Here is a 19,777-nt window from a genome sequence, read left to right as displayed (position 1 = left end):
TGCCTTCACGACCACTGGTAAGGGACCTAAGCATTGCGTGGGTAAGCTGGCACCTTGCAACCTATCGGCCCTTATTTATATCCTTGTGTCATAAGAAGTTATTTTTTAGTAACACAGTATGAAAACAGTTAGCTTATTTGCACTTGGGCTGCTGGCGGCCCCGGTGCTGAGCCAGGCCCAAACGGGCCAGCCGGTCCGCTTTGGCCTCAAGGCTGGCGCTACGCTTTCCACCATTGTCGGCCCCGGCACCAGCGGCGACCCTAAGGTTTCGCCGTTGGTGGGCGGCATGGGCGGGGTGTTTGCCACGGTGCCGCTCGGCGCGGCGCAGCGCTGGTTTTTGCAGCCCGAGCTGCTGTACAGCCAGCAAGGCTACCGGCTAAGCCATCCCGCAACGGAGTATGACGCTAGGTTTCGCTCCGACTATCTCAAGCTGCCGCTGCTGCTGGGCATCGCGCGTGGCGGCTTCTTTGCCGCCGTGGGGCCGCAGGCCGGTTACCTGGTGCAGGTGCGCAATACGTATCATTCTCAGCAGGTTTCGCCAGCGGGCGTGCCGCTCGGCCCTACCGAAACTATTAATACCGACCTGCGCTACTACCGGCGCTGGGAGTTTTCGGCGGTGGCGGCCGTGGGCTACCGCTGGCACTGCGGCGCCGGCCTCGAATTGCGTTACAGCGACACCTTTTTCAGCCAGTCGCACGATGGCCTGTCCAGCAACTACGGCTACCCAAATGCCCACAGCCTGAGCGGGCAAATACAGGCCAGCTACCTTCTGCCCTGGCACTAGGCAAGGCTAGCGGGTGAGCGCCGCCAGCGCCGGGCCCAGGTGCTGCACCAGGTCGCCGGCCACCAGCCCGGCCTCACCGGTTTCGCGGGCGGCGAGGTCGCCGGCGTGGCCGTGGGCCAGCACGGCCAGGCGGGCAGCCAGCACCGGGCCGAGGCGCTGGTCGGCGCGCAGGGCCAGCACCAGGCCCGTGAGCACGTCGCCGCTGCCGCCGGTGCCCATGCCAGGGTTGCCGGTGCTGTTGAAGTACACCCGGCCATCGGGCGCGCCCACGGCCGTGTAGGCCCCTTTCAGGATGACTACGCACTGATGCTGCCGAGTAAACTCGCGCAGCAGCTCCAGGCGGTGGTAGTCGTCGCGGGCGGTTGAGGTGAGGCGCGTAAACTCGCCGATGTGGGGCGTGAGCACCGTGTTTTTGGGCAGCAGGGCTAGCAGCTCGCGGTGCTCGCCGAGCAGGTTGAGCGCGTCGGCGTCAATGACGAGCGGCACCCTGGCTTCGCGCAGCAGCTTTTCGAGCACGGCGCGGCTAGCCTCCTGCTGGCCCAGGCCGGAGCCGATACCCACTGCCTGGTACGATTTCAAGTCCGGCAATAGGCTGATAAAATCGGCCTGCGGGTCGGGCAGGCACATGGCCTCGGGCCGGGTGGTTTGGATGATGTCGTAGCCGCAGCCCGGCACCGCTACCGTGAGCAGGCCCACGCCGCCGCGCAGGCAGGCCCCGCCAGCCAGCACGGCCGCGCCCACCTTGCCCCGGCTGCCCGCCAGCAGCAGGGCATGACCGAAGGTGTTTTTGTAGGCAAATTTACCGCGCCGGGGCAGCGCCACATCGGGCTGCTGGGCGGCCAGGGCCGCATCGAAGCCGCCGGTGCCCGGCATCCGCGTAAAGTGCCAGGGCGTGTCGGCTTGCGCAATAAAATCGGGACTCAGGCCAATGTCCACCACGTGCCATTCGCCCACGTAACCAGCATTTTGCGGCAACAAAAAAGCCAGCTTAGGTAGCCCGAAGCTGATGGTATGGCTAGCCTGCACCACGGGCGCCTGGGGGTCGGGCTGGGGCGCGTCGGCCAGCAGGCCGCTGGGCAGGTCGATGGCCACCACGCGGGCCTGGCTGTCGTTGAGGTGCTGCACCACGGCGGCGGCCACGCCCGCGAGCGGGCGGCTGAGGCCGGTGCCGAACAGGGCATCAATCACCAGCGTGCCGGGCTGAATCTCGGGCAGCTTGTCGGCGCTGAGCTCTTGAATGGCAATGACTTTGGGCAGCACGTGGTGGTTGTACTCGTAGTCGTCGGAGTAGGTGGCGGCGGGCAGCAGGCCTAGCCGCACGGCGTAGCCGGCCAAGTACAGCAGGCGCGCCAGGGCCAGGCCGTCGCCGCCGTTGTTGCCGGGGCCGCACAGGAGCAGGATTTCGCCCGCCTCGGCCGGGGTGTAGTGCTGGTAGAGCCAGCCGGCCAGCGCGTTGGCCGCGCGCTCCATAAGGGCCGTGGAAGTGGTGCGCTGCTCGCGGATGGTAGCCTGGTCAAGCTCACGGATTTGGGCGGCGGAGAGGAGTTTCATAGGGCAGATTTTACGCAGGAAGCGGCCCAGAGGCTATTTTCGGCCATGCAAAAAACCACCCGCTTTTTTATTGTGCCCGGCCTGGGCAGCTCCGGCCCCGCCCATTGGCAGACCTATTTTGAGCGCCAAAACCCGGATTTCACCCGCATTCAACAGCGCGAGTGGGACTTTCCCGACCGCGCCGAGTGGGTCGAAACCCTGGAGCAGGCCCTGGCCGGCGAAGACCTCAGCCAGGTGGTGCTCATCGCGCACAGCCTGGGCTGCATCACGGTGGCGCACTGGGCCGCTACCTACGGCCACCGCATCAAAGGCGCGCTGCTGGTGGCGCCCGTTGACGTAGAAACGGCGAGCTTCGCTACGCTTCCGCCCACCGGCTTCGGCCCCATGCCGTTGCAGCGGCTACCCTTCCCGAGCAAAGTGGTGGCTAGCACTACCGACGAATGGGCGACGCTGAACCGCGCCCGGCAGTTTGCCGAGGCCTGGGGCAGCGAGCTGGTGACTATTGGCGATGCCGGCCACATCAACGCGGCCAGCGGCCACGGCGACTGGCCGGCGGGGCTGGCGCTGCTGCAAGCGTGGGCCTAGCCACCGAGTGACCCCGGCACACGTTGGGCCGGTGGGCAGGCAGCTTTGCCCTTCCCTACCAGCCCAATTTCTCTTTTGCTTACGCTGAGCTTAATAAAGGGTGCCTAGCGCAGCGGCGCTGAAGCCTTGCAATTCACCGGCGTGGCCCGCACGGATTTTCTCGGCCCAGTCGGGGTCGGCCAGCAGGGGGCGGCCCACGGCCACCAGGTCAAACTCCTGGCGGTCGAGGCGGCGCAGCAGCTCATCGAGCGAGGAGGGGGCCGACGACTGCCCGGCAAAGGCGCCCATAAAGTCGCTGCTGAGGCCCACCGAGCCCACCGTGATGGTAGCCTGGCCGGTGAGCTTCTTGGCCCAGCCGGCAAAGTTGAGGTCGGAGCCGGCAAATTCCGGCTCCCAGAACCGGCGCTGCGAGCAGTGAAAAATATCGACGCCCGCCTCGGCCAGCGGGGCTAGCCAAGCCTCCATTTCGTGGGGCGTGGCGGCCAGCTTCGCGGTGTAGTCTTGCTGCTTCCACTGCGAGAGGCGCAGGATGATGGCAAAATCGGAGCCCACGCGGCGGCGCACCTCGCGCACCAGCTCCCCGGCCAGCCGGCTGCGCTCGGGCAGGCTGGGGCCGCCGTAGCGGTCAGTGCGCTCGTTCACGCCGGCCCAGAAAAACTGGTCGATGAGGTAGCCATGCGCCCCGTGCAGCTCCAGGCAGTCGAAGCCCAGGCGCTGGGCATCGGCGGCGGCCTGGCCAAAGGCGGCTATCGTGTCGGCAATGTCGGCCTCGGTCATGGCGCGGCCGGGGGCCGGGGTGCCGGGCTTTAGCAAGCCCGAAGGGCCCTCCTGCTGGTCGGCCTTCCAGCCGGGAAACTGCCCCGACATATGGTTGCCAATCAGGCCCATGTGCCAGAGTTGCGGCCCCATGTGGCCGCCCGCCTGGTGCACTTCGTCGATAACGTGCTGCCAGCCGGCCAGGGCCCGCTCGCCGTAGAAATGCGGCACGTTGGGGGTATTGGAGGAGGCCGGGCGCTCCACTACGGTGCCTTCCGACAAAATCAGGCCTACCTGGCCCTCGGCGCGGCGGCGGTAGTAGGCAGCCACTTCGGGGCCGGGCACGCCCGCGGGCGAAAACTCCCGCGTCATCGGGGCCATCACAATCCGGTTGGGCAGCTGAAGCGACTTCAACCGGAAGCCGGTAAACAAAGCATTCGATTCCATAAACATGCATTAGAGCGGCGGGGCCCGCACCCGGGCCAGCCGCCAGATAAGTAATAACTGCGGGCGCCAGCTGGCCGCAGCCAGGCTGGTTGAGGCTGCAAAGGTGGGCGGCCTACCGTACTTTTGTCAAGTAGGCACCTTTTTGTAAGGCTACCACTTTTTGGAAACTATTGTTGTTAATCAATATTTTAACATGGAAAATAAAGTAGCCCAGCTGTACGGCTGCGCCATCGGGGCCAGCGTAAGCATGGTAGGCGGCAAGTGGAAAACCAGTATTCTGCTGCACCTGCGCGACCAGACGCTGCGCTTCGGCGCCCTGCAGCGGCTGGTGGGCTGCTCGCAGAAAGTGCTGACCCAGCAGCTTAAAGAGCTGGAGCAGGACGGCATTGTGCAGCGCCAGGTGTATGCCGAGGTGCCGCCCCGCGTCGAGTATTGCCTCAGCACCTACGGGCGCACGCTGCAGCCCGTGCTCGACGCCCTGTATGCCTGGGGCCGCACGCACTACCTGCGCAGCCAGCAGGCCGAGGTGCCGGCCACTGCCGCAGTATAGCGGGGCGGCATTCAACTTTCGCGGGCCAGCATGCGTTTCTAGAGGCAGCTTACCCAACCAACCCGATATGCAAACCTGGAACGACGTTATCCGCCTGGCCAACCACGGCGCCCCCACTCCGCCCCACCGCGTGGAGAAAACGCCCGCCGAGTGGCGCGCCCAGCTCACCCCCGAGCAGTACCACGTAACCCGCGAGCACGGCACCGAGCGCGCCTTTACGGGCGAGTACTGCGAGGCCCACGAGGCCGGCCTGTACGCCTGCGTGTGCTGCGGCACCCCGCTCTACGACTCGCGCACCAAGTTTGAGAGCGGCACCGGCTGGCCCAGCTTCACGCAGCCCGTGGACGAGGCCGCCATCAAGTACAAGAAAGACACCAGCTACGGCATGACCCGCGTGGAAGTGCTCTGCAATGTGTGCGACGCCCACCAGGGCCACGTTTTCCCCGACGGCCCGCCGCCCAGCGGCCTGCGCCTGTGCATCAACTCGGCCAGCATCAAGCTGGTGACGGCCAAGGAGCCGGCCGCCTAGCACAGGCCAGCCACCGGGCTTTACGCCCCCAAGAACGTCATGCTGAGCCTGTCGAAGCATCTCTCCCGCACGACACCCTAGCGGCACGGAGGGACGCTTCGACAGGCTCAGCATGACGTTCTTTTTTATCTTTAATTCTGCTATTTTTTTTCCTGCCCTATCCCACCCCCTTTTATGTCCTTGCTCTTCACCGACTTTGCTTCCTGGCAGGCGCACTGCGCCGCCACCGGCGAGCCGCTCTTTCAGCCCGTGCTGGCTTACGAAATTGACCAGAAGGGTGCGACCGAAGCCGCCATCTGGCCCACCCTGCAGCGGGCTTATGATGTGATGCGCGCCGCCGTGCACGAGGGCCAGACCGGCAACATGACCTCGCGCTCGGGCATGATAAACAACGGGGCCAAGAAGATTGCCGCCTCGCCCGTCACGGTGCTTTCGCCTGAGTTCAAGCAATTGATTGTGAGTGCGCTAGGGGCTAAGGAAGTGAATTCGTGCATGGGCCGCGTGGTGGCCGCGCCCACGGCGGGCGCCTCGGGCATTTTGCCGGGCGTGCTCACTACGATTCAAAAAATCCACCACCTCAACGACCGCAAAATCCTGGAGGGCCTGCTGGTGGCGGCCGGCATCGCGCTCATCATCGAGCAGAATGCCTCGCTGGCCGGCGCCGTGGGCGGCTGCCAGGCCGAAACCGGCTCGGCCGCCGCGATGGGCGCCGGGGCTATTGTGTACTGCCTGGGCGGCTCGGTCGAGGAGACGTTTGCGGCCGTGGCCATTACCATTCAGTGCATGCTCGGGCTGGTGTGCGACCCCGTGGCGGGGCTAGTGGAAGTGCCGTGCGTGGTGCGCAACGCCTCGGCGGCGGCCATCGCGTTTTCGTCGGCCCAGATTGCCATCGCGGGCGTCGACCCGGTTATCCCGGTCGACCAGTGCGTGGCGGCCCTCGGCGAGGTGGGCCAGAGCATGGAAACCCGCTACAAGGAAACCGCCCTGGGCGGGCTGGCCAACACCCGGCGCGGCCGCGAAATCGAGAAAATGGTGCTGGTGCAGGACGTGAACATCCTGCCCGACGAGTAAGCCCCCACCACAGTCGCTGCGCGGCGCTGGCCAGGCTTATTTACTGGCCGGGTTGGGTGCCATCAACAGCTTTTCCAGAAAATCGAGCGCTTCGGCGTAGCGCTGACGGCGCTCGGTGTAGTGCCGCCAGGCTTCCTCTTCGCTGGGGCGCAGGGGCAGGCCAGCGGCGCGCAGGTCTTGCCAGGCCAGGGCAAATTTACGGCGGTCGGGCGTGGCGTTTTCCTGCTCGATTTCGGAGCGCAGCTCGGCGGGCTCGGTGCCCGATTTTTCATCGAAAAAGCGGTGAATGCGGTTGAGCGCCAGGCAGCCGGCCACGAAGGTAAGCTCGACCTGGCGCGAGCGTGGCACATCGAGCGCCGAAAACAGCAGGTTGGCCGCGTCGAGGATGAGGCCGGCGGCCGTGACCCAGGAGCGCCCGGCCTGGGGCGAGCGAAAAAACGCCAGCACCGGCAGCGAGGTGTGGCTTTCGTCAATCTCGACAAACCACTTTTCCCAAGTCAGCCACTGCGCATCGTCGTTCTCAAAGCTCTGGTCGTGCCCTAGCCAGCGCAGCAGCCCGCAGGCCGAGGTGGGAATACCAGCCCGCAGCTCCAGCTGGGCCACTATTATTTCGCGCCGCGAAAACGCCTGGTAAATAGTGGGCAAATACGAGATGAGCAGCGTGAGCAGCAGCAAGCCCAGCGTGGCCTCGGAGTAGCTGAACACGTTGATAACAAAGCCATTTTGCTTAGCAGTACCCAGCGTGAGCAAGGAGCTGCCACTCAGCTCGTAGCTTTTGGTAAAATCCTCGACACCCAGGGCCCAGTAGATGCCGGTGTAGCCCAGCCCCACCAGCGCCAGCCAGCCGATGGGCAGTGCCACCAGCCCCACCGGTGCGTAGTGCGACATGATGCGGTCGCGGCGGGCATAGTTGCTGGCCCGCCGCGCCGCAAAATCAAACAAGGCCCGCACTCCACTGAAAACGAACACATTGAGCCGTACCGACTCATTGCGCGGCAGCACAAACGAACGAATGGCCCCCGACACGGTGGTAATAACGAGCCAGCCGCCGGCTAGCCCCGCCAGCAGGCGCAACCCATACTCCACAAGTGATGACATGGCCCGTTGTACGAACTAGCCCCGCAAAACGCTGCTAGTGGCTAGCCTGCCACAACTGCCGAAACGACTTATCGGCTACCTTGAGGCTTTCGCGGCGGCGGCGCCAGCCGGCCTGGTCGAGCAGGTAGCCGAGGCTGAAATCTTTGAGGCGGCCGGGCAGCACGTCGAGCGCCCAGCGGTGGCGCATGCTCCAGCGCCAGAGGCCGATGGCCGTTTTTTCGAGCGCTGTATTGTGGCCCTCGGCCACGCTCTGCTGGCGGTTGAGCAGCAGGAGGTTATGCAAATTTATGCGCACCGGGCACACGCTGGTGCACGCCCCGCACAGGCTGCTGGCAAAGCTCAGGTGCTGGTGCTCTTTCAGCCCGCTCAAGTGGGGGCTGATGACCGAGCCGATGGGGCCCGAATAAGTCGTTTCGTAGGTGTGGCCGCCGATATTTTTGTACACCGGGCATACGTTGAGGCAGGCCCCGCAGCGGATGCAGCGCAGCGCCTCGCGGCGGTCGGGCCGGGCTAGCAGGTTGGTGCGGCCGTTGTCGAGCAGGATAACGACCATTTCCTCCGGCCCGTCGGGCTCGCCGGGCTGGCGCGGACCGAAGTATACGGTATTATACACCGTGACTTGCTGGCCGGTACCGCTGGTGCTGAGCAAGGGCCAAAACAGGTCGAGGTCAGTAAGCTGCGGAATAATTTTCTCGATGCCCACCACCGCGATGTGCAGGCCCGGAAACGTCGCCGAGAGGCGCGCATTGCCCTCGTTCTCGGTCACGGCCACGCCGCCTTCCTTGGCAATCAAGAAGTTGCCACCCGTAATGCCCACCTCGGCCGAAGTGTATTTATCGCGGAGCAGGTGCCGAGCGGTGAGTACGAGCTGCTGGGCATCGTCGGTGTGCGCGATGCCGAGGTGCTTGACGAAGATGTTGGCAATGTCGGCCTTGCTCAGGTGCATGGCCGGCGTCACGATGTGGTAGGGCCGCTCACCGTTGAGCTGCACGATATACTCGCCCAGGTCAGTTTCTACCGATTCTACGCCCCGGCCCTGTAAATACTTGTTGACGTGAATTTCCTCGGTGGTCATACTCTTGGCTTTCACCACGGTGCGCGCGCCCCGCGCCGCGGTGAGGCGGCCGATTTCGGCCAGGGCTTCCTCGGCCGTGTTGGCCCACACCACGCGGCCACCCCTAGCGGTGAAGTTTTTCTCAAACTCCAGCAGGTACTCATCCAGCTTTTCGAGCACCTGCGCCTTGAGGTAGGCGGCGCGGGCGCGGGCCAGCTCGTGGTCGGTATAGTGCTGCATACCAACACTCACGGCCGCGTCGTACTTGCCGATGTTGAACCGGATTTTACGGCGGTGCTCGAGGTCGAAGGCTTTGGCTTCGGCGTCGGTCTGGAAGGCAGTGGCTTTGGTTAACATGGCGCGCAACGGGGCAAAAAAGAAAGCGCGGCCAAGAGCTGCGTAGTGCCTATCCTGCCCGCGCTTCGCTTAAAGTTACGGCTTATTCGAATCTACCACCGGCCGCGCATCACGATTCACTAGATCCCAGGCCAGGAAAAATACCAGCCGCGCCCGCGCCTCCAGCTTGTCAAACTCAATCTTGGCAATCTCGTCGCTAGCCTCGTGGTAGTCGGCGTGCACGCCGCTGAAGAAAAACGCCACCGGAATACCCTTTTTGGCGAAGTTGTAGTGGTCGGAGCGGTAGTAAAACCGGTTGGGGTCGGCCGGGTCGTTGAAGCGAAAGTCGAGGTCGAGGTTGCCGTGCTGACGGTTGGCCGTTTGCAAGGCTTCGTGCAATTGCGACGACAGCTTATCCGAGCCAATCACGTACACGTAATTCGGCTTGCCCTCGTGGGCCGCGTCGGTGCGGCCTATCATGTCGATGTTCAAGTCCGTCACCGTGTTAGCCAGCGGAAATACTGAGTGGTCGGTGTAGTATTCCGACCCTAGCAGGCCTTTCTCCTCGCCCGTGTTAGCCAGAAATAAAATGCTGCGGCGCGGTGCGTGCCCACTGCGGCTAGCCTTGGCAAAGGCCTGCGCGATGCTGAGCATGCCCACCGTGCCTGAGCCGTCGTCGTCGGCGCCGTTGTACACCTGCCCGCCGATGATGCCCAGGTGGTCGTAGTGCGCCGATATCACCACGATTTCGTCCTTCAAATTGGTGCCCGGCAAAAAGCCCAGCACGTTTTCTGTCGTCACGGCCGAGCGCTGCTGCGGCGCGCTGATGCTGAACTTCACGGGCTTAAGTTTGCTAGCCCCCGGCTGCCGGGCGGCGGCCGTAGCGGTGGCGTATTGCTGCAAGGCGGCGGCGTTAGTGCCCAGCACTTTCAGCCCCAATGCGGGCGAGAGGAAGAACGCCGGCGCCCGGCCGTTGCCGGTTTCGGCAGCCGCGATGGTGGGCTGCATCACGCGGGGGGCTAGCCGGGCGGTTGCTTTCTCAAACCGGTCGGCCGGCTCCTGAGTCACGAAGAAAATGCTGCGGGCGCCCTTTTGCGCGGCCAGCGCCGCCTTGGCCCGGAAATCGACGCCCCACTTGGTGGCGCTGCCATCCGGGCTGAGTACCGACTTACCCTCGGCCGTGCGCGGCTCGCCTAGCAGCACGATAACGTCCTGGCCCTTCACATCGCGGCCTTTGTAATCGGAATAATCGCCTTGCTCGATGCCGTAGCCCACAAACACCGGCTGCACGGCCGTGGCCTGCTCGAAGGGCGAGCGGCCGAAGGCGTAAAAATCCTTCAGCCATTCGTAGGCCTTGCCGCCTACCGTGAGCGTGCCGCCCGGCTGCCAGGCGCTGCGCTCCAGGCTGAAGGGCTGGAGGTAAGGGTTGGCGGCATTGGCCGCCACGGGTGCTTGCAGGCTGTCGTCTTTAAACTGCTGACTGATGTAGGCGGCGGCCATTTTCTGGCCCTTGGTGCCGGTTTCACGGCCCTCATACTCGTCGGAAGCCAGCACCGAGAGGTCGCGGCGCAGGTGCTCCTGCGTAATGTAGCGGTCGGCGTAGGGTACGGCATAGTCGGCGGGCGGCGCCGGCAGGGGCGCGTGGGGCCGCACGCCGGGGCTGGCGACCGGGCTGCCTGGCTTGAGCTTGGCTTTAACCTTGGTGGGCGTTTGGGCGAGCAGCGACGCGGGCAAGGCTAGCGCGGCGGCGAGGGCGAGGTATTTCATAAAAACGGAAAGGCAGCAATTGAGTTATTCCTTCGTAATCAGCACGGTAGCGTAGGCGGCCACGCCCTCCTGCCGGCCCACAAAGCCCAGCTTTTCGGTGGTAGTGGCCTTGATAGAAATATCGTCTTCAGGCACGCCCATTACCTCGGCCAGGGCCGCGCGCATGGCCGGGATATGCGGGTTCACCTTGGGCTTTTCGAGGCAGATGGTCGAGTCTACGTTGCCAAGCTCGTAGCCCTGCTCGCGCAGCAGGCGCATGGTGTGGGCCAGCAGCTTCTTGCTGTCGATGCCCTTGTACTGCGGGTCGGTATCGGGAAAGTGGAAGCCGATGTCGCGCAGGTTGGCGGCCCCGAGCAGCGCATCGCAAATGACGTGAATGAGCACGTCGGCATCGGAGTGGCCGAGGGCGCCGTGGGTGTGCGGCACCGCTATGCCCCCTAGCCAGAACGGCAGGCCAGGCTGCAATTGGTGAACGTCGTAGCCGAAGCCAACGCGGATTTTCATGGGCATACAGAATGAGCAGGATTAACTGCAAAGGTATTTACCCCGGCGCGGGGCTAGCCACCAAACAATTACTGCTAAAAAAATTGGCGGAAAATGTGTGGCTAATTTGACTAAAATTATTAGCTTTACGTAATCGAATCACTTCACAGCAAACGCGCTATGAATTCGCCAAAATTTTATGCCGACGGCTAAAGTATTCGAGCGGCTACCGCGTCAATAAGCTGGCTAGCGAATAGCGGTAGCGGAAACAACCAAAGAAACTTTGGAAACCCCGAACTCACTTAAAGTTTCCGTTGTATCTTTGCCATGTCAAACATGGAAACTAAAGACCGAATTCTGACCCGCGCCGCCGCGCTGTTTATGCGCAACGGCATTAAGAGCGTGAGCATGGACGACATCGCCACCGACCTCGGCATGTCGAAGAAAACTCTTTACAAAACCTTCACCAATAAGGATGAAATCGTGCTGGGCGTGATGACCACCCACCTCTGTAATGCTCAGGGCGAATGCGCCCGGGTGGCTAGCCACGCCGCCGACGCGGTGCAGGAGATGCTCACCATCTCGGCCTGGGCCGACCAGCAGTTCAGCAACATTCACCCGAGTATTTTCCATGACCTGCGCAAGTATTACCCGGCGGCCTGGAAGCTCCTTTCGGAGCACAAGGGCACGTTTATCCTCGACCAGATAAGCAAAAACCTGCGCCGCGGCATTGCCGAAGGGCTATTTCGGGCCGACCTCGACGTGGAGGTGCTGGCCCGCCTCAACCTGGCCCAGATTGAGCTGGCCTTCGACCCCGACCTCTACCCACCCGCCCAGTTTGCCCCCGTGCGGGTCAATAAAGTGTTTGACGAGCATTTTCTGCTGGGGGTCGCCACGCTTAAGGGCCACCGGCTCTTTAATAAATACCAACACATTACGGAAGAGGAATAGACTGGCCACTAGCCGTTTCGACAAGCTCTTTCTTTCACATACCCATGAAAAATAGTACCCTAGGGGGATGGCTGGCGGCTTCGGCGCTAGCCCTGGCAGCGCTGGCTCCGGCTTCGGCGCAGGCCCCGGCGGCCTTGCCCGCGCCGCCCACATCCGGCCCGCTGGCGCTGAGCCTGCAACAGGCTGTGCGCTTTGCCGTGGCCAACAAGCCTAGCCTGCTGAGCACCCGCCTGGCCGAGCAAACCGCCGCCGCCCGCGTGGGCGAAATCAAGAGCCAGGGCCTGCCGCAGCTGAGCATCGGCGCCAACGTAGCCGACAACTTCAAGCTGCAAAAGAGCCTGGTTGACTTTGGGGCTTTTGCCGGGCCGGTGCTGCAAGGCACTACCTTGAGCCAGAGCGACTTGGCCAAGGCGCAGGCCGGTCAAAGCGTGACGCTAGCCCCGGCTTACGGCTCACCGCCTGCCAGCAGCCCGCAGCCGCTGGCCTTCGGCCTGCAATACGCGGGCAATACGTCGGCTTCTTTTTCGCAGCAGCTTTTTGACGGCTCATATCTCATTGGCCTAAAGGCCGCTAAGGTGTATACCGACTTGGCCAGGAAGCAGACCCAGCAGGCCGAAATCGACGTGGTAGAGCAGGTGAGCAAGGCGTATTACAGCACCCTGGTGGCCCGCGCCCGGCTAGCCCTGCTGGCCCGCAACGTGCAGCGCCTCGACACGGTGCTTTACCAAACCAACCAGACCTTTAAGGCTGGCTTTGCCGAAAAGCTTGACGTGGACCGCCTGCGCGTGCAGCGCAACAACCTGGTGGTGGAGCAGCAGAAAGCCCAGCGCCTCACCGAGCTCAGCGTGGCCCTGCTCAAGTTTCAGATGGGCCTGCCCCAGGTGCAGCCCGTGACGCTCACCGACTCGCTCGGTGCCGCCGTAGTCGATGCCGGCACCCTGCGCCGCAACCTCGGCGCGGCCAACTTTGGCACCGGTGGCGGGGCCGATGGCCTTGGTAATGTGCCCGGTGCGCCCGCTTCGCTGGGCCAGAATAGCCCTGGCGGCCCACCCACGCCGGGCATCAACAACGGCCAGCCGGTGCAGGCGCAGGCGGCGTTCAACTATAACAACCGCATCGAGTTTTCGACCTTGCAGACCCAGCAGGCCCTGGCGGGCCTCGACCTGCGCAGCCGGCAGGCGGGCGCCTACCCGCGCCTGGCGCTCACGGCGGCCTACGGCTTCACGGGCTCGGCCAAATCGGTGAGCGACTTGTTTGCTTTCCGGGGGCCCGACTCGCGCAACTCGGCCGGCTTTATCAACCAGAACTGGTTTGGTTTCGGCAACGTGGGGCTAGCCCTCAACATTCCGGTCTTCGACGGCTTCCGGCGCAAGTACCAGGTGCAGCAGGCGCGCATTGCGCAGCAAACCCTGGAAAAGGGCTTTGAAACCCTGCGCCAGAGCATTGATTTGCAAGATGCCCAGAGCCGTACTACGCTCATCAACGCGCTCGATGTGCTCGATAATCAGAAGGCTAACCTTGACCTGGCCGCCGACGTGGCCCGCGTCACGCGCATCAAGTTCAACGCCGGCGTGGGCTCTAACCTCGAAGTAATTACGGCCGAAACCTCGCTGCGCGAGGCCCAGACCAATTACTACGCCGCCATTTACGACGTGCTGGTGGCCAAGGTAGACCGCGACAAGGCCACTGGCGAGCTGTACACCCAGGCCAAGTAACGAGCTATCATCCTGGGTGAAGCGAAGGACCTTATCACGTCCGCCCACCTCAGAGAACTAAAGCCGACGTGATAAGATGCTTCGCAAGCTCAGCATGACAATGATTTTTAACATGAACCGAAATACCCTTTTTCTTTCCGCCACGTTTGCCGTTGCGCTAGCCTCCTGCGGCGGCACCAAAGACCCCAAGGCCGAACTGGCCAAGCTCAAGGCCGACCAGGCCGCCACGCAAGCCAAGATAGCCGACCTCGAAGCCAAAACCGGCGCCGGCAAGGCCGACTCGGCCACTAGTGCGGTGCCGGTATCGGTGCTGAAAGTAGCACCCCAGAACTTTGCCGGCTACCTCGACGTGCAGGGCCGGGTCGATTTTGACCAGAACTCGACCGTCAGCTCGCGGGCGGCCGGCACGCTCACCAGCGTGCGCGTGCAGCGCGGCGACCAGGTGCGCAAAGGCCAGGTGCTGGCCACCGTCGATGCCAGCATCCTGGATGCCAATCTGGCCGAGCTGCGCACCCGCCTGGACCTGGCCCGCGTGGTGTATGAGAAGCAGGCCAGCCTCTGGAAGCAGCAGATTGGCACCGAAATTCAGTACCTGCAGGCGAAGAATGCCTACGAAGGCTTGCAGCGCAACCTGGCTACCCTCAACCAGCAGCGGGCAATGTATAACGTGGTGGCGCCCTACAGCGGCGTGGTCGATAACGTGCTGCCCAAGCTGGGCGAAACCGTGGCGCCCGGCGCGCCGGTGGTGCAGCTCAACAGCGGCCAGGGCGGCAAGGTACTCGCCGATGTATCAGAAGCTTACGCCGGTAGCATCAAGGCGGGCGACAAAGCGCTGGTGACACTGCCCGACCTCGGCACCGAGGAAATTCCGAGCACGGTGCGTACCGTGAGCCGTAGCATCTCGGCCACCAGCCGCACCTTCACCGTGGAGCTGCGCCTGCCCGCCGACAAAGCCAACCGCCTGCGGCCCAACATGGTAGCCACCGTGCGCATCCAGAACTACGGCCAGGCCAACGCCACGGTGCTGCCCGTCGACCTTATTCAGCACGACGAGGAAAACGCTTACGTGCTGGTGGTGAGCCGCACGGGTGGCAAGGCGGTGGCGGCCAAGCGCGTCATCAAAACAGGCCAGACTTACAACGGTAAGCAGGAGGTAACCAGCGGCCTCAAGCCCGGCGACGAGGTTATCTCGGCCGGCTATCAGAACCTGAACGAAGGTCAGATTGTCAAAATCAGCTAGCAGTTGATTTTGAAGTAGTTGTCCACGCTCATACAGCTTACGAATATGCAGGACATAGAAAAAGAATTCGGCCCTACCAGCTGGTCGATTAATAACAAGACCAGCATCTACATCATCACCTTGCTGCTTTCAATAGCGGGCATTTTTGCCTACATCAAGCTCGGCAAGGAGAAGTTTCCGGACATCGTGATTCCGCGCATTATCGTGGCCACGGTATATCCCGGCACCTCGCCCACTGATATCGAGAACTTGGTGACGCGCCAGCTTGAAAAGGAAATAAAGAGCGTGAACGGGGTGAAGAAGATTAACTCGACCTCGAACCAGGACTACTGCATTGTGGACGTGGAGTTTAACTCCGGCGTGGACGTGCAGGCCGCCAAGCAGCTCATCAAGGATGCCGTGGACAAGGCCAGCACCGAGCTGCCCAACGACCTGCCCAGCGCCCCGCTGGTGAAGGAAGTGAATATCTCGGAGCAGCCGATTATGTACGTCAACCTGAGCGGCAACCTGCCCGCCGCCCAGCTCAAGAAGCTAGCCGACGATTTTCAGGACAAGATTGAGGCGCTGCCCGAAATCACCCGCGTCGACATCGTGGGGGCGCTGGAGCAGCAGGTAAACGTGGACGTGGACCTGTACAAGCTGCAAGCCTCGCAGCTCAGCTTCACGGACATTGAGAATGCCATTGCCCGCGAAAACATCACGGTATCAGGTGGCTCTATCGACGTGGGCGCGCAGAAGCGGGCCGTGCGCGTGGCCGGCCAATACGTGAACGCCGCCGACATTGCCGACATTCAGGTGAAGAACCTGCGCGGCTCGCCGGTGCGGCTCGGCGACATTGCCACCGTGCAGGATGGCTTTAAGGACCGCGAAAGCTACGCCCGCCTCGATGGCCAGCCCACCGTGACGCTGAACGTGGTGAAGCGCCAGGGCGAAAACCTGCTCGATGCCTCCGACAAGATTCACCAGCTGGTGAAAGACTCGGAAGCCAGCATGCCCAAGGGCCTGAAAATCACCATCACCGGCGACTCGTCGAATGAAACCCGCAATACGCTCAACGACCTGATTAACACCATCATCATCGGCTTCTTGCTGGTGACGTTGATTCTGATGTTCTTCATGGGTACTACCAACGCCCTGTTCGTAGGCTTGTCGGTGCCGCTGAGTATGTTCTTAGCATTTATCATGCTGCCCATGTTCGGCTTCTCGCTGAACATGATTGTGCTTTTCGCCTTTTTGCTGGCCCTCGGTATTGTGGTCGATGACGCCATTGTGGTAATCGAAAACACGCACCGCCTGCTGCACGAGCACCCGAATTTGAGCACGGCCCAAGCCGCCAAATATGCGGCCGGCGAAGTATTTGTGCCGGTGCTGGCGGGCACCCTGACTACGGTGGCGCCATTCGTGCCGCTCATGTTCTGGCCGGGCATTGTGGGCTCGTTCATGTTCTTCCTGCCGGTTACGCTTATCCTCACGCTGGGCGCGTCGCTGGTGGTGGCCTTCATCATGAACCCGGTGTTTGCCGTGAGCTTCATGAACCGTAACGAGCACCTCGACCACGTGGAAACGCCCAAGCTCACGCGCGGCTTCCTCATCGGCATGGGCGGGCTGCTGCTGGTAGCTATTGGCGGCTACGCGGCCGGCTCAAAGTTTTTGGGCAACCTGATGGTGACGCTCATCGTGCTCTGCTTCCTCGATAAGTACGTGTTTGTGTACATGATAGCCGGGTTCCAGCGCAGCATTCTGCCGCGCTTCCAGAACGGCTACGCCCGGCTGGTAGAGCTAGCCGTGGGCGGCAAGGTGTGGCGTCAGCTTGGTATTGTGGGTGGCCTGCTGGTGCTGGGTGTGATTAGCATCATGGCCGTGGGCGCCCGCAAGCCCAAAGTGGACTTCTTCCCGAAAGGCGACCCCAAGTTCATCTACACCTACCTGCGCATGCCGGTGGGAACCCGCGTGGAGGTCACGGACTCGATTACCCGCATTCTCGAAGAACGGGTGTATAAAGTGATTGGCCGCCACAACCCCGATGTGGAATCGGTGATTACCAACGTGGCCATTGGTGCCGGCGACCCCACCGAAGCTACCGCCGCCGGCACGTCACAGTCGCACCTGGGCAAGGTGGGGGTGGCCTTCAAGGAGCTAGCCGACCGCAAGGGCCAGGCTACCCACATCTACATGGATGACATTCGCGAAGCCGTGAAAGGCATTCCCGGCGCCGAGGTGTCGGTAGACCAGGAGGCTAGCGGCCCGCCGCAGGGCAAGCCGGTGGCCATCGAGGTGTCGGGCGACGACTATCCGAAGCTAGCCGCACTCTCAAAAAAAGTGGAACGCTACGTCGACTCGCTCAAAATCGGGGGTATTGAAGACCTGCGCTCGGATTTGCAGGACCGCAATCCCGAAATCGGCGTGCGCATCAACCGCACCCGCGCCAACCGCGAAGGCATCAGCACCGGCCAGATTGGCTCGGAGGTGCGCACGGCCATCTACGGTTTCGAAGCCAGCAAATTCAAGACTCCGGATGATGAGTACCCCATCCAGGTGCGCTACGCCAAGCCCTACCGCGACAACGTAAACGCCATCGTGAACGCGCCGCTGACTTTCCGCGACGCCACCGGCGCGGTGCGCCAAGTGCCCATCTCGGCCATTGCCGACGTAAACTACGGCACTACCTACGGCGGCATCAAGCGCAAGGACACGCACCGCCTCATCACCATTAGCTCGAACGTGCTCAACGGCTTTACCGGCCCCGACGTGGTAGCCAACGTGACGCGCGCCCTCAAGAGCTTCCCCGTGCCGCCGGGCTACACCGTGAAAATGGGCGGCGCCCAGGAAGACCAAAAGGAAACCAGCGACTTCCTCGGCGTGGCTGCCGTGGGCGCCATTGCCCTCATCTTTTTGGTGCTCGTCACGCAGTTCAACTCCGTGAGCAAGCCGCTCATCATCCTGACTGAGATTATCTTCTCGATTATCGGCGTGATGCTGGGGCTAGCCATTTCGGGCATGAACATCAGTATTGTAATGACGGGTGTAGGGGTAATTGCCCTGGCGGGTATCGTAGTAAAGAACGGCATTCTGCTGGTCGAATTCACCGATATGCTCCGCGCCCAAGGCATGAACCTCCACGATGCCCTCGTCACGGCGGGCCGCACCCGCCTCAACCCCGTTATCCTCACGGCCACGGCCGCCACGCTGGGCCTCATCCCGCTGGCTGTGGGCCTGAACATCGACTTCTACGAGCTCTTCAACTCGGGCCACCCGCACTTCTTCCTGGGTGGCGAGTCGGTGGTATTCTGGGGCCCGCTAGCCTGGACTATAATTTTCGGGTTGACGTTTGCAACCCTTATTACCCTGCTCGTAGTCCCGGTCATGTATCTTCTTAACGAGAAGCTACGGGCCCGCATTACCGGCCGCGACTACAACAGCCCGCCGCCCCCGGCCGAGGTAGACCACGAGGAAGTGGAAGCCGCCACGCCGGCCGTACTGGCCTAGCCAAGCCGCGCATTCGTCGGTTTCTTCGGCTGAATCAGCCACTAGCCGCAAGAAACCGACGAGGTGCCCCGTTACTTCGCCCCCAGTTCAGCTCATCTATTTTTCGCAAAAAGTTATGTTTACCGTCCTCTCTACCACCGCTCCCACCAAAAGCATCGAGCAGCAAGTGCTGCGCATCATCAGCAAGCGCAAGGCCATTAAGACCGTGCGCCTGCGCCGCACCGCCAGCCTGAGCCGCGACCTGCGCTTCGACACCGTAGACCTCGTGGATATTATCCTGGAGCTGGAGCGCAACTTCCACATTACTGTGCCCGATGAAGTGCCGTTCAACACGGTCGGTGACTTTGTGCGCTACGTAACGGCCCACGCCGCGTAAGACCTTCATAAGAAACGAGTTAAAAATTAAAACCCCGGCCTCTTACTGAAGTCGGGGTTTTGATTTTAACTCGTCTTTTTTCGCTACCGCACGTTGCCGCCGGTAGCTACGCGGCCGTCGTTGCCATCGCGGGTACCTTCGGTGGTATTGTCAGCTACGTCGCTCCCCAAGGCGGCATCGCGCTTTATGTCGGCGCCGGCCTCATGCACCGGGCTAGCCGTGGAGCTGCTCGGCGACCCTAGCCCCGCATCGGTAGCCGACTGATGGGCACCAGCCGGGGCCGTGGGCAGGTTGGTAGTGCCGGCGCTTTTGGCCGATTGGTTGGTGGTGGTACCTAGCGAGCGGGCACCGGCCGTGGCCGGCTGGCTGGCCGTGGGCGCTGCGCCCCGGCTAGCGTGCAGCTCGTCGTCCGACACGATAGTGGATGCCCTGGTGGCTTCCCACTCGTGGAACTTATCTAACTCGTGCTTGATAGATGTCGAAAACCAAGCTACTAGCGCCATATCATCCAGCAAGCCTACTACCGGAATGAAGTCCGGAATCAGGTCAATGGGCGAAAGAAAATAAAGCAGCACGGCCACGGCGGCCACTACCGTAGTAGTGGGCACGCCCGTGTACTCACCCGCTGCGCTGAGCTTGATGAGGCGAAACAGACTTTGCAGTGTTTCCCAAACCTCGTGGGCGATGGTGCCGATTTCTTTTTTCTCACGAGCCTTATGAAAGGCATCGAGCAGCAGCTTTTTGAGGCGCGTGGGCTGCTTGATATAGCTTTCGGCCGAAGCCAGAAATTTCTTAAAAATGGCCGAGGCGGCGATATTGTCGCCGGTGGGCGGGATGCTGGTAGTAGCCATGCCGAAAAAAGGGAGAAAAGAAGGGCAGCCAGGCCGCCGCAGTTCATGATAAGTCTGTGTACTGCAATCGTTGCATTCAAGTTATGCGGGCACAAAAAAACGGCTCCCGGCGCAATTGCCGGAAGCCGCCCTTCACGAAACTAAAAA

16 protein-coding genes and 1 pseudogene are annotated in these 19,777 nt (G+C 62.4%); 10 read left to right on the top strand and 7 right to left on the bottom strand.

All coding sequences use genetic code 11. The features are described from left to right. Positions 1-118: 118 nt before the first annotated feature. Positions 119-784 carry a porin family protein gene (locus GKZ68_RS17900; protein ID WP_173117192.1) on the top strand — a complete coding sequence of 222 codons (666 nt, stop codon included), beginning with the start codon at positions 119-121 and terminating at the stop codon, positions 782-784. 6 nt (positions 785-790) lie between these two features. Here the strand turns inward: GKZ68_RS17900 and GKZ68_RS17895 are convergent, their stop codons facing one another. Continuing rightward, entirely contained in the window at positions 791-2,335 is a 1,545-nt protein-coding gene (locus GKZ68_RS17895; RefSeq protein WP_173117190.1) for an NAD(P)H-hydrate dehydratase, read from the bottom strand. Between the two features lie 45 nt (positions 2,336-2,380). On the opposite strand from GKZ68_RS17895, the gene GKZ68_RS17890 reads away from it, so the two are divergent. Beyond that, positions 2,381-2,920, top strand: coding sequence for an alpha/beta hydrolase (locus GKZ68_RS17890; protein ID WP_173117188.1), 540 nt, complete (start codon positions 2,381-2,383; stop codon positions 2,918-2,920). Positions 2,921-3,010: 90 nt separating this feature from the next. Here the strand turns inward: GKZ68_RS17890 and GKZ68_RS17885 are convergent, their stop codons facing one another. Continuing rightward, positions 3,011-4,123 carry an NADH:flavin oxidoreductase gene (locus GKZ68_RS17885; protein WP_173117185.1) on the bottom strand — a complete coding sequence of 371 codons (1,113 nt, stop codon included), beginning with the start codon at positions 4,121-4,123 and terminating at the stop codon, positions 3,011-3,013. Positions 4,124-4,316: 193 nt separating this feature from the next. On the opposite strand from GKZ68_RS17885, the gene GKZ68_RS17880 reads away from it, so the two are divergent. The 3 genes from GKZ68_RS17880 (at position 4,317) to sdaAA (ending at position 6,273) form a co-directional block, all read left to right on the top strand. Continuing rightward, positions 4,317-4,673: a helix-turn-helix domain-containing protein gene (locus GKZ68_RS17880; RefSeq protein WP_173117183.1), complete on the top strand. Its 357-nt coding sequence runs from the start codon at positions 4,317-4,319 to the stop codon at positions 4,671-4,673. Positions 4,674-4,740: 67 nt separating this feature from the next. Beyond that, positions 4,741-5,202, top strand: a complete 462-nt coding sequence (msrB, locus tag GKZ68_RS17875; RefSeq protein WP_173117181.1) for a peptide-methionine (R)-S-oxide reductase MsrB — start codon at positions 4,741-4,743, stop codon at positions 5,200-5,202. 174 nt (positions 5,203-5,376) lie between these two features. Further along, positions 5,377-6,273 (top strand): L-serine ammonia-lyase, iron-sulfur-dependent, subunit alpha, encoded by an 897-nt coding sequence (gene sdaAA, locus GKZ68_RS17870; protein ID WP_173117179.1) that lies wholly within the window; start codon positions 5,377-5,379, stop codon positions 6,271-6,273. A gap of 36 nt (positions 6,274-6,309) precedes the next feature. Here the strand turns inward: sdaAA and GKZ68_RS17865 are convergent, their stop codons facing one another. The 4 genes from GKZ68_RS17865 to ispF form a co-directional block, all read right to left on the bottom strand. After that, entirely contained in the window at positions 6,310-7,371 is a 1,062-nt protein-coding gene (locus GKZ68_RS17865) for a hypothetical protein (protein WP_173117177.1), read from the bottom strand. 34 nt (positions 7,372-7,405) lie between these two features. After that, on the bottom strand, positions 7,406-8,782 hold the full coding sequence (locus GKZ68_RS17860; RefSeq protein WP_173117175.1) for a lactate utilization protein B: 1,377 nt from the start codon (positions 8,780-8,782) through the stop codon (positions 7,406-7,408). A 75-nt stretch (positions 8,783-8,857) separates the two neighbouring features. After that, the gene (locus GKZ68_RS17855) at positions 8,858-10,528 is read right to left on the bottom strand and encodes a M28 family peptidase (protein WP_173117173.1); all 1,671 of its coding nucleotides are present in this window, start codon (positions 10,526-10,528) and stop codon (positions 8,858-8,860) included. 24 nt (positions 10,529-10,552) lie between these two features. After that, a complete protein-coding gene (gene ispF / locus GKZ68_RS17850; protein WP_173117171.1) occupies positions 10,553-11,032 on the bottom strand; it encodes a 2-C-methyl-D-erythritol 2,4-cyclodiphosphate synthase in 480 nt (159 codons plus the stop codon). Between the two features lie 315 nt (positions 11,033-11,347). Here ispF and GKZ68_RS17845 point away from each other — a divergent pair, with 315 nt between their 5' ends. The 5 genes from GKZ68_RS17845 to GKZ68_RS17825 all read left to right on the top strand — a co-directional run bounded on the left by GKZ68_RS17845 (position 11,348) and on the right by GKZ68_RS17825 (position 18,779). Then, positions 11,348-11,962, top strand: a complete 615-nt coding sequence (locus GKZ68_RS17845; protein ID WP_173117169.1) for a TetR/AcrR family transcriptional regulator — start codon at positions 11,348-11,350, stop codon at positions 11,960-11,962. Between the two features lie 44 nt (positions 11,963-12,006). Beyond that, on the top strand, positions 12,007-13,677 hold the full coding sequence (locus GKZ68_RS17840; RefSeq protein WP_173117167.1) for a TolC family protein: 1,671 nt from the start codon (positions 12,007-12,009) through the stop codon (positions 13,675-13,677). A gap of 112 nt (positions 13,678-13,789) precedes the next feature. Then, entirely contained in the window at positions 13,790-14,917 is a 1,128-nt protein-coding gene (locus tag GKZ68_RS17835) for an efflux RND transporter periplasmic adaptor subunit (protein WP_254244058.1), read from the top strand. A gap of 45 nt (positions 14,918-14,962) precedes the next feature. Beyond that, complete coding sequence (locus tag GKZ68_RS17830) at positions 14,963-18,403, top strand: efflux RND transporter permease subunit (RefSeq protein ID WP_173117163.1); 3,441 nt, start codon at positions 14,963-14,965, stop codon at positions 18,401-18,403. Between the two features lie 115 nt (positions 18,404-18,518). Beyond that, complete coding sequence (locus tag GKZ68_RS17825) at positions 18,519-18,779, top strand: acyl carrier protein (protein WP_173117161.1); 261 nt, start codon at positions 18,519-18,521, stop codon at positions 18,777-18,779. Positions 18,780-19,270: 491 nt separating this feature from the next. Here the strand turns inward: GKZ68_RS17825 and GKZ68_RS22435 are convergent. Further along, a pseudogene (locus tag GKZ68_RS22435) lies at positions 19,271-19,630 on the bottom strand (YkvA family protein); the annotation flags it as partial. Positions 19,631-19,777: the final 147 nt, after the last annotated feature.

The sequence above is a fragment of the Hymenobacter sp. BRD128 genome (assembly GCF_013256625.1).
Taxonomy (GTDB): Bacteria; Bacteroidota; Bacteroidia; order Cytophagales; family Hymenobacteraceae; genus Hymenobacter.
Note: the sequence above shows the minus strand (reverse complement) of the source record. Positions and strands in the feature narration are given on the sequence as shown.